General features: G+C 64.9%; 13 protein-coding genes. 4 read left to right on the plus strand and 9 right to left on the minus strand.

The window, feature by feature from the left end; all coding sequences use genetic code 11:
• Nucleotides 1-9: 9 nt before the first annotated feature.
• From ACO6VK_RS08240 to ACO6VK_RS08250, 3 genes are all read left to right on the plus strand, one after another.
• The gene (locus tag ACO6VK_RS08240) at nucleotides 10-2433 is read left to right on the plus strand and encodes an N-6 DNA methylase (protein ID WP_422506398.1); all 2424 of its coding nucleotides are present in this window, start codon (nucleotides 10-12) and stop codon (nucleotides 2431-2433) included.
• A 2-nt stretch (nucleotides 2434-2435) separates the two neighbouring features.
• Nucleotides 2436-3158, plus strand: coding sequence for a hypothetical protein (locus ACO6VK_RS08245; protein ID WP_422506399.1), 723 nt, complete (start codon nucleotides 2436-2438; stop codon nucleotides 3156-3158).
• Between the two features lie 443 nt (nucleotides 3159-3601).
• Nucleotides 3602-4636 carry a glycerophosphodiester phosphodiesterase gene (locus tag ACO6VK_RS08250; protein WP_422506400.1) on the plus strand — a complete coding sequence of 345 codons (1035 nt, stop codon included), beginning with the start codon at nucleotides 3602-3604 and terminating at the stop codon, nucleotides 4634-4636.
• 199 nt (nucleotides 4637-4835) lie between these two features.
• Here ACO6VK_RS08250 and ACO6VK_RS08255 read toward each other — a convergent pair whose 3' ends face one another.
• The 5 genes from ACO6VK_RS08255 to ACO6VK_RS08275 all read right to left on the minus strand — a co-directional run bounded on the left by ACO6VK_RS08255 (nucleotide 4836) and on the right by ACO6VK_RS08275 (nucleotide 8679).
• Nucleotides 4836-5282: a universal stress protein gene (locus ACO6VK_RS08255; protein WP_422506401.1), complete on the minus strand. Its 447-nt coding sequence runs from the start codon at nucleotides 5280-5282 to the stop codon at nucleotides 4836-4838.
• A gap of 75 nt (nucleotides 5283-5357) precedes the next feature.
• Nucleotides 5358-5924 carry a sugar O-acetyltransferase gene (locus tag ACO6VK_RS08260; protein ID WP_422506402.1) on the minus strand — a complete coding sequence of 189 codons (567 nt, stop codon included), beginning with the start codon at nucleotides 5922-5924 and terminating at the stop codon, nucleotides 5358-5360.
• A gap of 62 nt (nucleotides 5925-5986) precedes the next feature.
• Entirely contained in the window at nucleotides 5987-6265 is a 279-nt protein-coding gene (locus ACO6VK_RS08265; RefSeq protein WP_422506403.1) for a hypothetical protein, read from the minus strand.
• Nucleotides 6266-6422: 157 nt separating this feature from the next.
• Nucleotides 6423-7439 carry an RNA 3'-terminal phosphate cyclase gene (gene rtcA, locus ACO6VK_RS08270; RefSeq protein WP_422506404.1) on the minus strand — a complete coding sequence of 339 codons (1017 nt, stop codon included), beginning with the start codon at nucleotides 7437-7439 and terminating at the stop codon, nucleotides 6423-6425.
• 19 nt (nucleotides 7440-7458) lie between these two features.
• Nucleotides 7459-8679, minus strand: coding sequence for an RtcB family protein (locus ACO6VK_RS08275; protein WP_422506405.1), 1221 nt, complete (start codon nucleotides 8677-8679; stop codon nucleotides 7459-7461).
• Nucleotides 8680-8984: 305 nt separating this feature from the next.
• On the opposite strand from ACO6VK_RS08275, the gene rtcR reads away from it, so the two are divergent.
• Entirely contained in the window at nucleotides 8985-10589 is a 1605-nt protein-coding gene (gene rtcR, locus ACO6VK_RS08280) for an RNA repair transcriptional activator RtcR (protein WP_422506406.1), read from the plus strand.
• Nucleotides 10590-10632: 43 nt separating this feature from the next.
• Here rtcR and ACO6VK_RS08285 read toward each other — a convergent pair whose 3' ends face one another.
• Genes ACO6VK_RS08285 through ACO6VK_RS08300 form a run of 4 tightly spaced genes read right to left on the minus strand, consistent with a single transcriptional unit; the run spans nucleotide 10633 to nucleotide 15215 of the window.
• Nucleotides 10633-11187 (minus strand): hypothetical protein, encoded by a 555-nt coding sequence (locus ACO6VK_RS08285; RefSeq protein ID WP_422506407.1) that lies wholly within the window; start codon nucleotides 11185-11187, stop codon nucleotides 10633-10635.
• Between the two features lie 57 nt (nucleotides 11188-11244).
• A complete protein-coding gene (locus tag ACO6VK_RS08290) occupies nucleotides 11245-11571 on the minus strand; it encodes a low molecular weight protein tyrosine phosphatase family protein (protein WP_422506408.1) in 327 nt (108 codons plus the stop codon).
• A 16-nt stretch (nucleotides 11572-11587) separates the two neighbouring features.
• Complete coding sequence (gene uvrD / locus ACO6VK_RS08295; RefSeq protein WP_422506409.1) at nucleotides 11588-13780, minus strand: DNA helicase II; 2193 nt, start codon at nucleotides 13778-13780, stop codon at nucleotides 11588-11590.
• 52 nt (nucleotides 13781-13832) lie between these two features.
• Nucleotides 13833-15215, minus strand: a complete 1383-nt coding sequence (locus ACO6VK_RS08300) for an FAD/NAD(P)-binding protein (RefSeq protein WP_422506410.1) — start codon at nucleotides 15213-15215, stop codon at nucleotides 13833-13835.
• Nucleotide 15216 lies beyond the last annotated feature (1 nt).

The raw sequence follows: 15216 nt of genomic DNA on the forward strand, positions 1-15216 counted from the left end.
AGAGACACCATGTTGGATTCCGACACCAAGCGACGTATTGACTCCTGCCGCGATATTCTCGTTGGAAAGGTCCCAGACCCAAAGAGTCAGGTCGAGCAGATCACGATCGCGCTCATCTACAAATTCATGGATGACATGGACGCTCAGTCCGAGGAGTTCGGTGGGAACCGGAGCTTCTTCGTTAACGGGTTCGAGAAGTACAGCTGGAGCAAACTGCTCGCACCGAGCATGGGCGGCCAAGCGACGTTGAACCTATACTCCGAAGCGATCAGCAAGATGACGTTGAACACGCATCTGCCAGCGCTGTTCCGGGATATCTTTAAGAATGCCTACCTGCCCTACCGAGATCCGGAGACTCTCAAATCCTTTCTAAAAGAAATAGATGGGTTCTCGTACGATCACTCCGAGCGACTGGGCGATGCATTCGAGTACCTGCTGTCAGTACTCGGAAGTCAAGGGGATGCTGGCCAGTTTCGAACGCCAAGACACATCATTGATTTCATTGTTCGGGTCATAAATCCGCAGAAGCACGAACGCATCCTGGATCCAGCATGCGGCACTGCAGGCTTCCTGATTTCGGCGTGGAAGTACATTCTCGAAAAGAACAAGAAGCTTAAGCCGGGCGACACACTCACGCCGACTGAGCGTAGGAAGCTAGCCGCAAACATCCGTGGATATGACATATCTCCGGATATGGTGCGCCTGTCACTTGTGAATCTGTATCTGCACGGCTTCACCGATCCTCACGTAGATGAGTATGACACTCTTACAAGTGAAGAAAAGTGGAACGAGACGGCCGATGTGATACTTGCGAACCCTCCCTTCATGTCACCAAAGGGAGGCATCAAGCCGCATAAGCGATTCTCTATTCAAGCAACGCGGTCGGAAGTGCTATTCGTGGACTTCATTCATGAGCACCTCAGTGCGAATGGGCGCGCCGGCATCATCGTTCCCGACGGAGTAGTGTTCCAAAGCGGAGCCGCGTACAAGGCAATCCGAAGGCTGTTGGTTCAAAGCTCCCTAGTGGCGGTCGTGTCACTACCTGCAGGGGTCTTCCAACCGTACAGTGGGGTTAAGACTTCCATTCTAATTCTCGATAAGCGCCTGTCCAAGCGGACCGACAAGGTGTTGTTTGTAAAGGTAGCCAATGACGGATTTGCACTTGGAGCTCAGCGCCGCCCTATCGAAAAGAATGATCTTCCCCAAGCAGAGGTTGCGCTTAGCAGTTTCTTTTCGGATCCAACGCAACTGGAGGGCCACAATGTCGCAGAGCTAGTTGAGCGGCAGCACATCGCGGAGAACGGTGACTGGAGTCTAAGTAGCGATCGGTACGTGAAGCAGGATTCCGCAATGTCGCGGTATCAGCAAGTTGAGCTTGGCGCTGCGATCAGTACCGTCACTCCCCCAGTAAAGCTGCAGAAGTCGAAATATCTTGAAAAGGGTCGGTATCCGATCATTGATCAGTCTCAGAATGATATCGCTGGCTGGACCGACGAGACCAATGCGCTAATTCACCCGGACAAGCCATTCGTCATCTTTGGTGATCACACTTGCGCGGTCAAGCTTATAGAGCAGCCATTCGCCCAAGGCGCGGACGGAATCAAGATAATTCGAACCGCGGATGACTTGCTTCCTGAGTTCCTCTTCCATTACTTGAAAACTTACCCTCTCGAGACCGATGGTTACAAGCGGCATTTCACTGATCTCAAGCGCCGGACCATACCGCTTCCTCCTATTGAAACTCAACGCGCGATCGTCGGGGAGATCAGTGGCTATCAGAGCATCATTGATGGTGCTCGGATGGTGTTAGCTAGCTACACACCGCGCATTCATAGGGATGCGGATTGGCCACTACGAAGGATCTCTGAGATCGCCGAAGTCAACCCAAAGAAATCCCAACTCACGATCTCTGACGAAAGCATGTTGGTGTCTTTCGTTCCAATGGCCGATCTACGCGAGAACGAAATGTTCTTTGAGCCTAAGGAGGAGCGAGCGATTGGCGAAGTGCTTAAGCAGTACACGTACTTCCAGGATGACGACGTACTGATCGCGAAGGTCACGCCGTGCTTTGAGAACGGGAAGGCTGGCATTGCCAAACGCTTGGTTGGCGGGGTCGGATTCGGATCCAGCGAGTTCTACGTAGTTCGTGCTGATAAGCGGCAAGTGCTGCCTGAGTGGGTGTACATGCACCTTGCAACATCATCGTTCAGGGCGCACGGTGCCAACCGTATGACAGGGACTGGCGGTCTACAGCGGGTGCCGCGAGACGTCCTATCGGAATGGCTCATTCCTGTTCCACCAACGATCAATGAGCAACAACTTATCATCGATGAAATCCTTGTCGAAGAAGCACTAATCAGCGTTAACAAGAAGGTGGTCACTCGCTTCGAAGCCAAAATTAAGGCAGTCATAGATCGCGTTTGGATGAATTGAGTATGGATGCTGCGCTGGAGATTCACGAATACCTACCACTGACCTACCCCTCCGCTTCCGAAGGGGACTATGTGCGATTTCTGTGGGAGTCATTCGAGAGCAATTATATGAATGGCAAGTATCAGTTCGCTATGCTTGCCTTTCATATGCTCTATATGAGTCACGTGTATTTTTCGGTGTGGCAGATAAAGAACGAGAAGGAGTCAGACTTCCAGCACGCCCTTACATTTCTTGAGGAAAGGCGTCGAAGGCAACTATTGGAAGCATCCAGCCCATTTACGTTTCATGTAATTAACGAGAGCGGCATCTTTGGTTTCCTACGTATCATAGGATGCCAAGATGAGCAGCTCGTGAGGTTCAAGAGACTCGTGAGGCTTCGCAACGAGAGCGCCCATCCGAACGGGGTGATCGCCCTCCCGGATCAAGCGGCGGCGGATTCACGGATTGAGGAGGTGATGCGGCAGATACAAGATATCCAGACTCATAGATCATCAATTCTTCAGGGCTGTTTGCTCCAGTTTCTGCGAGACAGCGCAAACTCGGACGAACGCGAGATCGCCGATAGAGAGGTACACATCGAAATAAATCTCCTTCACAGAAACTATCTGTCTAGGAAAGATATTGCGACTTGCCTTTCCGTTGATGTTGCCGAATTTGACCGTAGCCCCTTCAAAGAGGAGGTGACTGCCCTAATGGACGTGCTTAGAAGTCGGTCAGAAGAGTGATCGAGACCATCGATTACTTGGAGCCGAACGCGGGAGTGCTGCTATGCCGCCGGCGAGGTCAAGCCAATCGAACACAGAAGTGAGTCGAATTGTCCCAAAAACTGTTGGACAATTGTTGTGTGGCGTACGTAAGTACCACTTCATCGGAAGTTTTTCTTTTCCGTGTGTGCAGACTAGAACGTGACCTCTGGTTAGAAGGGATACTGTTGCATAGCCGGCTGTTAGTCCCAGCGGCCCATTCCACATCGGGAGGGTTCCTGGAGCCAGGCAAAGCATTTGTCCGTCTTGTTTCTTCCCGCTGTAACACCGTCCCGGCAAACTGGCGCACGTCTTTTCCGGCCCCAGACGAATGCGTGGGGTGGGACCAACAGGGGTTTGCAGTGTCGAAGTCGTTGTGGGGTAGTGCCTTGCTGTTGTCGTTGGCCGTGGCACCATCGGTGGCCATGAGCGCTGAATCCTCTCCCGCGCCGCGCAAGGCGGCCGTGTACGGCCACCGTGGCGCCAGCGCGCTGCTGCCCGAGCACACCCTGGCGTCCTACGCCCAGGCCATTGCCGATGGTGCCGACTACATCGAACCCGACCTGGTCATGACCAAGGATGGGGTGATGGTGTCGCGGCATGAGAACGAGATCGGCGGCACCACCGATGTGGCCGCGCACCCCGAGTTCGCCAGCCGCAGGACGGTCAAGACCATCGACGGCGAGCGCATCGAGGGCTGGTTCACCGAAGACTTCACCCTGGCCGAACTGAAAACGCTGTACGCCCGCGAGCGGCTGCCGCAGCTGCGCAGTACCGCGTTCGACGGGCAGTTCCGCATTGCCACGCTGGACGAGATCATCGCGTTCCTGGTGCAGCAGGCCGGCCGCGCCAACCGCGGCATCGGGCTGGTGCCGGAGATCAAGCACGGCACCTACTTCGCGGGCATCGGCCTGCCGATGGAGGACACGGTGCTGGCCGCGCTGCAGGGCAACGCCTATACGCGCGTGGGGCCGGTGACGATCCAGTCGTTCGAGGTCGGCAACCTGCGTTACCTGCGCGGCAAGATCGGCCGCGACAGCAACATCCGCCTGCTGCAGCTGCTGGGCGATCCGGCACAGCACCCCGGCGATGTGCTGGCCGCCAAGGGCAGCCAGCGCTATGCGGACCTGATCACACCGGCCGGCCTGCGCGAGGTGGCGACGTATGCCGACGGCATCGGACCGAACCTGCGCATGGTGATTCCGCTGGATGCGGCCGGAAAGCTGGGCACGCCGACCGCGCTGGTGCGCGATGCGCATGCGGCCGGGTTAATGGTGATCCCGTATACGTTCCGCCCGGAGAACGCCTTCCAGGCCGCCGACTTCCGCGCCGGCGAGCCCAATGCGCGCAATGCGGACGGGTCGGTGGCGGAGATGCGCGCGTACTTGGCCACCGGCATCGATGCCTTCTTCACCGACGATCCGGCGCTGGGCCGCCAGGCGGTCGACACCCCGCGCTGACGCAGGGGACACCCTGTTATGCGTGGAGCCGGCCAGCGGCCGGCACTACTGAAGGAATCCCATGTCGTGCCGGCCGCGAGGAACACCCTGTAGTGCCGGCCGCTGGCCGGCTTCTCGTTGATACCTGGAGCCGGCCAGCGGCCGGCACTACCTGGTTGATCCGGGATACCGGGAGCCGGCCAGCGGCCGGCACTACCCGTCAGCGGATGACCAGCACCGGCACGGTGCTGCGCGCCAGCACTTCGGCGGTCTGGCTGCCCAGCAGCACGCGGGTGACGCCGCGGCGGCCGTGCGAGGTCATCACGATCAGGTCGCTGCCACGCTCGGTGGCCGTGTCGATGATGCCGTCGGCCGCGTAGCGGTCGAGCACGTGCACGGCGGTCGCGCGCAGTCCCTGCGCCTCGGCGGTGGCTTTGGCCGGCGCCAGCACCTTCTGCGCGGTCTCCTCGCGGTCGGCCTTGTACTCGGGGCTGTTCATGTAGCCCACGCTCCAGCCCATCGCGTCATACATGCCCACCGCCCACGGCTCGGACACGGTCACGATATCGACCTCGGCATTGAGGTCCTTGGCCAGCTCCAGGCCTTTGAGCAGCCCCTTTTCGGCCAGCTCCGACCCATCGGTGGCAATCAGGATTCGCTTGTACATGACAGGGCTCCAGGGAGGGGGCAATGGAAGGGACACCATTGCACACCCGGTGTGGAGATCATGCCTTGAGCAGGATCAATCGCCGTGCGGGCGCGCCACCATGCGCGCCGGATTGCCGACCACCGTGGCCCCGGCAGGGACGTCGCGGGTCACCACGCTGCCGGCGCCAACCACGGCGTCATCGCCGATCTCCACGCCGGGCAACACGATGGCACCGCCCCCGATCCACACATTGCGTCCGATCCGTACCGGCCGCGCCGACTCCAGCCCCGCGGCGCGCTGCTGTGGATCGCGCGGATGGTCGGCGGCGTAGATCTGCACGGCCGGCCCGATCTGGGTGCCGTCGCCGATGCGGACCTCGGCCACGTCGAGAATCACGCAGTTGTAGTTGAGGAACACATCGCGGCCCAGATGGATGTGGCTGCCGTAGTCACAGTGGAAGGGCGGACGGATCACCGCGCCCTCGCCGACCGCTCCCAGGCGCTCGCGCAGCAGCTCGCGACGCGCCGCCGGCGAGGCCGCCAGGGCCGCGTTGTAGCGCACCATCCACGTCTTCGCCGCGGCCATCTCGGCCTGCAGCTGCGGGTCGCCCGGCCGATAGGGTTGGCCGGACAGCATCTTGTCCTTTTCAGTCAGGGGCATGGCGGTTCCTCAGGGCAGACCGCCGATGATGCACTGCCCGGCGCGTTCGGGACACGCCGCCGTCAGGCCGCGTGCCGCGCGCCCGGCCACATGCCCGGGCGCGTGGCCAGGAGGGCGGCCACTGCGACGGCCGCCGCCGTCGCCCAGAAGGGCCAGGTCGTCAGCGCAGCACACAACCCGGTGGGCTGCGCCTCACAGCGCAGGCGGACCAGGTCCAGGCCACCGCCGCCCTCCAGGCAGGCATAGGCATGCTGGAACAGGGCCAGCACCGGCGCGCCCCAGTCGGCCGACAGCGTCAGCGCGACCAGAACGGCAAGCAGGTACGGGATTCCCTTGTTCATATGCGCGCTCCCAGCGGACAGCGCCAGACTCTGGGCGCGCGCCGGGACCCGGGCAAGCGGCACGCGACGAAGCGCGTGAAATCCGGGATGAGTCGGGGGCGGGGGCCGATGAGTCGGGGGCAAACACCCCCTCAACGGGCCCGCCAGCGCCGGTTTCTCAGCCGCAGACCGTAACTTTCCAGCCGCCCTCGTGCGGCTGCCAGTCGAACGCCACCGGCAGGAACGACTCGATCAGGCGGGCATTGCTGCGCAGGTGATCGCTGATCACCCGGGTGGTGAAGGTGCCGCCCCCGGCCAGCGCCATCGGCAACAACAGCTGGTCGGACAGATGTTCGCCCACGCAGCCGGCGCCCTCCAGGTACTGGCGGACCTGGCCGGCCAGACGGGCGCCCACCTGCTCGGCCGAGAGGCCGCGCTCGCCGTGCCCGCTGAAGACCTCCACGTGCCCGGCGTGGCGTACATGCACCAGCGCCACGTTGCCCGGCCCAAGTGCGGGCCGTACAGAGTGCACGTGGCGCGGGTCCGGGTCCACGCCCAGCCGGTCGGCCAGGACCTGCAGTTCGCGCAGGCCGATGCCACTGGAGAGCCCGGACATCAGCACCTTGGCCTCGACCGACGCCAGCGCGCCGCGATGGTTGAAGTCGCAGGTCCGCAGCGTCGTGCAGGGCGCCACCTCGACGTCCAGCACACCGCCGCCGGCAGGATGGAAGCCGTACTGCTGCAACTGCAGCGTCGCCTGTACACCCATCTTCGCCAGCGCCGGCAGGTAGCTGTCGGCAATGAAATCCGCGCTGGGGGCCAGTGGATTGTGGGTGCCGCCCTCCAGCCGCAGCCGCGACGGTGCCCCGGCCTGCCACAACGCCGGCAGCACGGTCTGCAGCACCAGGGTGGCCGAGCCGGCGCTGCCGGTGGCGAACTGGTACTCGCCGGCGCAGACCGGGCCCGGTTCGAAGCGCAGTGTGGTGGCACCGATCTCCGCACCGTGCGTGCAGGCGTTGCCGACCCGCGCGGCCGCATTGACGGCAGTGAGGTGCTGGCGCATCAAGCCGGGACGGCGACGCCTGGCGCGGATGTCCCGGATGTTGAAGCCGATCCCGGTGCACAGACTCAGGGTCAGCGCCGAGCGCAGCAGCTGGCCGCCCCCCTGGCTGCCGTCGATATCGATCATGTCCATGTGTGTCCTTCTCCTGCCTTTATCCCTTGACGCATACCACCTGGCGCAGCGTATGCATGATCTCCACCAGATCGCGCTGGGCCGCCATCACCGCCTCGATCGGCTTGTAGGCGGCTGGCGACTCATCGACCACCTCAACGTCCTTGCGGCACTCCACGTGCGCGGTGGCCCTGGCATGGTCGTCCACGCTGATGAGCTTGCGCGCCTGGGTGCGGCTCATCACGCGGCCGGCGCCGTGGCTGCAGCTGTGGAAGCTGTCCTCGTTGCCCAGGCCGCGCACGATGAAACTCTTGGCACCCATGCTGCCCGGAATGATCCCCATCTCGCCCTTGCGCGCACTCACCGCACCCTTGCGGGTCAGCATCACGTCCTTGCCGAAGTGGTGCTCGCGGCTTACGTAGTTGTGGTGGCAGTTGACGGCTTCGGCCTGCGCCTCGAACGGCTTGCTGATCACCGTGCGCACCGCGGCCACCACGTTGCGCATCATGATCTCGCGATTCATGCGCGCAAAGCGCTGCGCCCAGTCCACCGCGAACACATAGTCGCCGTAGTGCTGGCTGCCCTCGGGCAGGTAGGCCAGGTCCTGGTCCGGCAGGTTGATCATCCAGCGACGCATCTCCTGCTTGGCCAGTTCGATGAAGTAGGTGCCGATCGCATTGCCCACGCCACGCGAACCGGAGTGCAGCATGAACCACACGCGCTGGTCTTCATCCAGGCAGATCTCCACGAAGTGGTTGCCGGTGCCCAGCGTGCCCAGATGCTTGAGGTTGTTGGTGTTCTTCAGCTTGGGATGACGCTCGCAGATCAACGCGAAGTCATCCACCAGCTGCGTCCAGCCGTCCACCGCCAGTTCCGGCGGCGTGTCCCAGCTGCCCTTGTCGCGGCCACGGCCCACGCTGCGGCCGTGCGGCACGGCGCGTTCGATCGCACTGCGCACCGCCGACAGGTTGTCGGGCAGATCGCTGGCGGTGAGCGTGGTGCGGGTGGCGATCATGCCGCAGCCGATGTCCACGCCGACCGCAGCGGGGATGATGGCCCCGATGGTCGGCACCACCGAGCCGATGGTGGCGCCCTTGCCGAGGTGGACGTCGGGCATCACGGCGATCCAGCGATGGATGAAGGGCAGCTGGGCGATGTTCTGCAGCTGCTCGCGCGCGGCATCTTCCAGTGCCACGCCACGGGTCCACAGCTTGATCGGGACCGCGCCGGGCTGCTGGATGACGTCGTAGTTGTTGGTCATGTCGGTGTTCCTTGTTCGATTGTTCCGGGGAAGCAGGGCGGCGCACGTGCCGGTCCAGCCCGGCTGGCCCCATTGCCAGCCGGGCAGTGCCTTGCCGCATCCCTGCGGCGTGCACCTCTGCAGCGAGGGGCCGACCGGCGGCCCGCATCGCGTCCTGGCCGTAACAGAGCAATCGGCGTGCCAACTTTTCCTTCCTCACCTCAACGTATTGTTTGTAAAAGCATTTACCCGATTTCGCCGAACCCCGCTTCGCTACGCGCCTCTTGTTTGTATATATTCTGCGCGCGCTCTTTATAGGAATGGATATGCGTAAGCGACAGGTCGTCTTCGGCATGCTCGGCACCCAGCTCGACGCGGGCACCGGGCCAGGGCGCTGGCAGAAATGGCGCCCCACGGTTGCGCTGGGCATGCACGAGGACTTCGTGCCGGACCGGATCGAACTGCTGCTGGATGAGCGCCGTTTCGGCAGGCTGGCCACGCAGGTACGCGAGGACCTGGCGCTGGCCGCCCCGGAGATGGCCGTGCAGGTCCACGACACCTACATGGCCGACCCGTGGGAGTTCGAGGGCGTGTACGCGTGCCTGCACGATTTCCTGGCCGGCTATGCGTTCCAGCCGGAGGAAGAGGACTACTACATCCACATCACCACCGGCACCCACGTCAGCCAGATCTGCTGGTTCCTGCTGGCCGAGAGCCGCCACTTCCCTGGCCGGCTTCTGCAGACCTCCCCGCCGCGCAAGCAGACCGCGCACGATCCGGGCACCTACGCGGTGATCGATCTGGACCTGTCGCGTTACGACCACATCGCCCAACGCTTTGCCCGGCAGCAGCTGCAGGACCGGGAGCTGCTCAAGGGCGGCATCGCCACCCGCAATGTCGCGTTCAACCGGATGATCGAGCAGATCGAGATCGTGGCCACCCGCTCGCGCGCACCGATGCTGCTCACCGGGCCGACCGGCGCGGGCAAAAGCCAGCTGGCCAAGCGCGTATTCGAGCTGAAGAAACTCAAGCACCAGCTGCCGGGACGCTTCGTCGAAGTGAACTGCGCCACGCTGCGCGGCGATGGTGCGATGAGCACGCTGTTCGGGCATACCAAAGGTGCCTATACCGGCGCGGCCAGCGACCGTGCCGGCCTGCTGCGCTCGGCCGACAAAGGCCTGCTGTTCCTGGACGAGATTGGCGAGCTGGGCCAGGACGAGCAGGCCATGCTGCTGCGTGCGCTGGAGGAAAAGCGCTTCCTGCCGGTCGGCAGCGACCGCGAGGTGGAGAGCGACTTCCAGTTGATCGCCGGCACCAACCGCGACCTGCAGCAGGCGGTGCGCGAAGGCCGCTTCCGCGAGGACCTGCTGGCCCGGCTCAACCTGTGGACCTACCGTCTGCCCAGCCTGGCCCAGCGCAGCGAGGACATCGAGCCCAACCTGGACTTCGAGCTGGAGCGCTGGTCGCGCGAGCAGCACGAGCGGGTGCGCTTCAACGTGGAGGCACGCGCGCGCTACCTGGCCTTCGCCACCAGCCCGGAGGCGGTCTGGCGGGGCAACTTCCGCGACCTTGGCGCGTCACTGATGCGGCTGGCCACGCTGGCCAGGGCCGGTCGCATCCAGACCGAGGGAGTCGACGAAGAAATCGCGCGGCTGCGTGCACAGTGGTCCGGGGGCGACGCACCGTCGCTGCTCGACACACTGCTGGGCGAGGATGCCGGGGCGCTGGATCGCTTCGATCGCGTGCAGCTGGAGGAGGTGGTACGCGTCTGCGCGGCGGCCCGGAGCCTCTCGGCGGCCGGCCGCGAACTGTTTGCGGTGTCGCGCACGCAACGGGCCAGCACCAATGATGCCGACCGCCTGCGCAAGTACCTGGCCCGCTTCGGCCTGGACTGGGACACCATCCGCCGGAGCGGTGGCCCCGGCGATTGACCCGGTAGCAGCGCCAGCGGTTGGCCGGCGCCCTCCGCGCCGGTCAGGCGATCCGCACCACGCGCGCGCCCTGGCACAGCGGGTAGCTGGCGAGCAGATCGGCAATGCGGTCGCGCAGCGTGTCGAAGCTGGCGCCGTACAGATACAGCGCCGTTTCGCTCGGCCCCTGCCACCAGCTGCAGATTTCACCGTGGCCGTCGATGCGCTCCACGATCTGGTCGAACACGTAGTTCGAATCGCACTGTTCGTAGACCTCGTCCGGCAGGTTCACGCCATCCAGGTACAGCCCCAGGCCTTCGGTGATGCCGAACGGCAGGTCATCCTCACCGTCACGCTGGATCAGCGAGCCCTTCGGCGCGCCGAGCTGCTCGAGCAGTTCGATCACCTGCGGCAGTGCGGCCGCGTCGTGCAGCTGGATCTCCAGATCGCCGTACTCGACCTCGCCGTCATCGGACAGCGCCGTTCCGCCGCCCAGAATTTCGCCGATGCCGACGCCGTCGAGCATCGCATCGAGCGGATCTTCGAACAGCTGCAGGCGATGCTCGGGCTGGAGTCGGGCATTCAGCTTGACGTTGATGTGCAGCGGCGAATCGGTCATGGGGGCGATCTGCGCAAAAAGGGGGCCCCATTGTAGTGCCGGCCGCTGGCCGGCTGCTCAGCGCAGCAACGGCGGTACCTTGCGCTCCAGCAGCGCGACCAGGGCCGGCTCCATGAAGTCGTAGTCGTCCGGAATATCCAGGCACACCACGCGCTTGCCACCCAGCCATGAGCGGAACCGGCTGGACAGGCGGCTGCGGTGTGCGCGCTCCATCACCACGATCAGATCGGCCCACTGCAGCAGCTCCGGGCTGACCGGCACGTCCGCATCCGGCTTGAGACCGGCCGATGCGGTCTCGATGCCAGGCCAATCGGCGAACACCTGCTCGGCCGTCGGGCTGCGCAGGCGGTTCTGGCTGCAGATGAACAGTACGTGGCGCGTCATCCGTGGCGCGCCTCCCTTACAGTACCGTCAGATTGGCGTACGCCATCACCAGCCACTTGCTGCCGGCCTCGGCGAACTCCACCTGCACGCGCGCGTGCTGGCCGCTTCCTTCGTAGTCGGTGACCATGCCTTCGCCGAAGCGGGCGTGGGTGACCATCGCCCCCAGCTTGAGCGGCGGCGCTTCCAGGGCGGCGTGGCCCATCACGCGGTTGGCACCGAGCGAGGCGCTGCGCGACACCTGCACCTTGGGGCGCACTTCGTTGAGCAGCTCGCGCGGGATCTCGCGCAGGAAGCGCGAGGGCACGTTGTAGTTGTCCTGGCCGTGGATGCGCCGCGATTCAGCGTAGCTGAGCACCAGCTTCTGGCGCGCGCGGGTGATGCCCACGTAGGCCAGGCGGCGCTCTTCTTCCAGCCGGCCGCTTTCTTCCAGTGAACGCGCACTCGGGAACAGGCCGTCTTCCATGCCGGCCAGGAACACGATGGGGAATTCCAGGCCCTTGGCCGAGTGCAGGGTCATCAGCTGCACGCCCTCCTCGCCCGCCTGGGCCTGGCCTTCGCCGGCCTCCAGCGAGGCGTAGGACAGGAAGGCGACCAGCTCGCTCATCGTCTCGCCGGTTTCTTCGATATCGTCCTCGCGGCGTACGAAGCGCGAGGCCACCGACACCAGTTCGTCCAGGTTGTCCGCACGCGATTCGGAATCCAGCGCGTTGCGGCTTTCCTTGGACCAGTGCTCGCGCAGGCCCGAGCGCACCAGCACATGGTCGATGCGCTCGGCCAGGGTCATCTCGCCGGCTTCGGCATGCAGCTGGTTGACCAGGGTCAGGAACCCGGCCAGCGCATTGCGTGCACGCGCGGCCAGCTCACTGCCCTGCGAGGTCAGCATGGTCGCCTCCCACAGGGAGATCGACTGCATGCGCGCCAGGCGGCGCACTTCGTCCAGGGTGCGGTCGCCGATGCCGCGCGTCGGGGTGTTCACCGCACGCTCGAACGCCGCGTCATCGTCGCGGTTGGTCATCAGCCGCAGGTACGCCAGCGCGTCCTTGATTTCGGCGCGCTCGAAGAAGCGCATGCCACCGTACACCCGGTACGGCACCTGCTCGGACAGCAGCGCTTCTTCGAACGCGCGTGACTGCGCGTTGCTGCGATAGAGCACGGCGGCATCGCCGTAGCTGCCGCCATCGCGCACCCACTGCCGCGCGCGCTCGACCACGTAACGCGCCTCGTCCATTTCGTTGTAGGCCGCGTACAGGTCGATCGGCTCGCCATCGCCGCTGTCGGTCCACAGCTCCTTGCCGATGCGGTCCGGGTTGTGCGCGATCACCGCGTTGGCGGCGCCGAGGATGTTGGCACTGGACCGGTAGTTCTGCTCCAGGCGCACGGTCTGCGCGCCGGGGAAATCCTTCAGGAAGCGCTGTACGTTCTCGACCTTGGCGCCGCGCCAGCCGTAGATGGCCTGGTCGTCGTCGCCGACCACGAACACGTGGCCGCTGTCGCCGGCCAGCACGCGCACGAAGGCGTACTGGATGGCGTTGGTGTCCTGGAACTCGTCGACCAGAATCTCGCGGAAGCGCGAGCGGTAGTGGGCCAGCAGCGCCGGGTTGTCGCGCAGCAGTTCATGCGCGCGCAGCAGCAGCTCGGCGAAGTCGACCAGCCCGGCGCGGTCGCAGCGTTCCTGGTAGGCGGCGTAGGCCTGGCGCATGGTTTCCAGCCAGGCGTCATGCGGCTCCGGCTGGATGTGCTGCGGCCGACGGCCCTCGTCCTTCTGCTCGTTGATCCACCAGGCGATCTGTTTGGGCGGGAACTTGCCGTCGTCGATCTCCAGCTGCTGCACGACCCGCTTGACCAGCCGCAGCTGGTCGTCCGAATCGAGCACCTGGAAGCTGTCGGGCAGCTTGGCGTCCTGGTAGTGCAGGCGCAGCAGGCGATGGGCCAGGCCGTGGAAGGTACCGATCCACGCGCCGCGGCTGCCCTGCGGCAGCTGCAGGTCGATGCGGTGACGCATCTCGCCGGCGGCCTTGTTGGTGAAGGTCACCGCAAAAATGCCGTGGGTCGGCACGCCGCAGACTTCATTCAGCCAGGCGATGCGGTGGATAAGCACGCGGGTCTTGCCGGAACCGGCACCGGCAAGCACCAGATGGTGGCCGGGCGGCGCGGACACAGCTTCGCGCTGGGCGGGGTTGAGCCCGTCGAGCAAGTGGGAGACATCCATGCCCCATTTTACCCCGTGCAGCGCATTGCGACCGCCACGACCTGCAACCGGTTCAGACCAGCGCGGCGCGCGCGGCCTGCTGGGCCTGGCCGCGCAGTTCGGGAACCGCCAGGCTTTCCCAGAGCGTTCCGATGCGCAGGCTGCCAACCACCTGCACCCCCGTCTGCGGTTGGCCTTCAGCATCGAGCAGGTGCCCCTGCTCCACCGAGGTATCCAACCCAAGCCCGTGCGGCCCCGGGCGGGCCAGCCCGTCGGCCAGCAACTGCCGCACCAGCGGATTGCGCATCGCGGTGGCGCGGGTTTCCACGCCGGTGGCGTTGATCAGCGCGCCCACGCTCAGCGGCGGCAGCACGCCGGCGGCGCCATGTGCGTGCACCTGCAGGGTGTTGTCCAGCACCAGCACGGTGTCCAGACGGGCACGATGCCGGTGCAGCTGGCCGCTCTGCTCCAGTGCGGCGACCTGCGCCTCGACCGGTTCGGCGATGCGATGGCGGTGCACATCCCAGTAGCGCACCACGTGGCGCAGGAAGCGGCGCTGGTCGGCCGCATCCAGCCCCCGCCACAGCGCCTGGCCCAGCGGACGGATGCGGTCCATCACCGCCTGCCAGGGCAGGCCCTGTGCGATGGCATCGCGGGCATGCAGGCGCAGCGCGCGCAGCGCCTGCCGCAGCGGCATGCCCGGCAGCGGCTGCGGATCGAAGGTGGCCGCGCCGCCGTGCGCATGTGGCAACGGCAGCAGCGCATGGCGCGACAGCACATGGATGCGCCCACGGTGGCCGGCGTTGGCCAGCGCGACCACGCTGTCGGCCATGCTCAGGCCGGAGCCGATGATGGCCAGGTCGCCATCGCCCGCCAGCAGGCGCACGCCGTCGTAATCCCACGCATCGACCACCTTGCCCGAGGGCAGCGCCTCGGCGCCGGGCACCGGCAGCGGCCGCATGCTGTTGCCACAGGCCAGCACCACCTGGCGTGCCTGCCAGAGGGCGCCACTGGCCAGCGACAGACGCTGGCCGGCGGTGCCCGGATGCAGACCAACGACCGCCTCATGCACCACCTGCAGCCGTGCGGGGCTGTCGGCCTGTGCCTGCTCCAGGCGTGCCTGCAGGTACGCGGCGTAAAGGCGCCGCGGCACGTACGCTGCCGCCAGTGCGTCACGGTCCAGGGCCGGGAAGGCCTCCACCTGCAGGAGATACGCGAGGAAGTCGTCGGCGCTCTCGGGGAGACCGCTCATCCTGCCGGCCGGCACGTTGAGCAGGTGCTCCGGCCACGGCGTGGCATAGGCCACGCCCTGGGCCAGCACGGAGGCCGGCTCGAACAGGACGATGCGGGCCGCGCCGGTAGCGGCGCGCAGCGCGTGCAACGCGACCAGCACGCCGGCCGCACCGCCGCCGACGATGGCCAGGTCGCACTGGCGGGAAGATTCGGTGGCAGTCATG

It is taken from the genome of Stenotrophomonas sp. GZD-301, assembly GCF_049310345.1.
Classification (GTDB): Bacteria; Pseudomonadota; Gammaproteobacteria; order Xanthomonadales; family Xanthomonadaceae; genus Stenotrophomonas.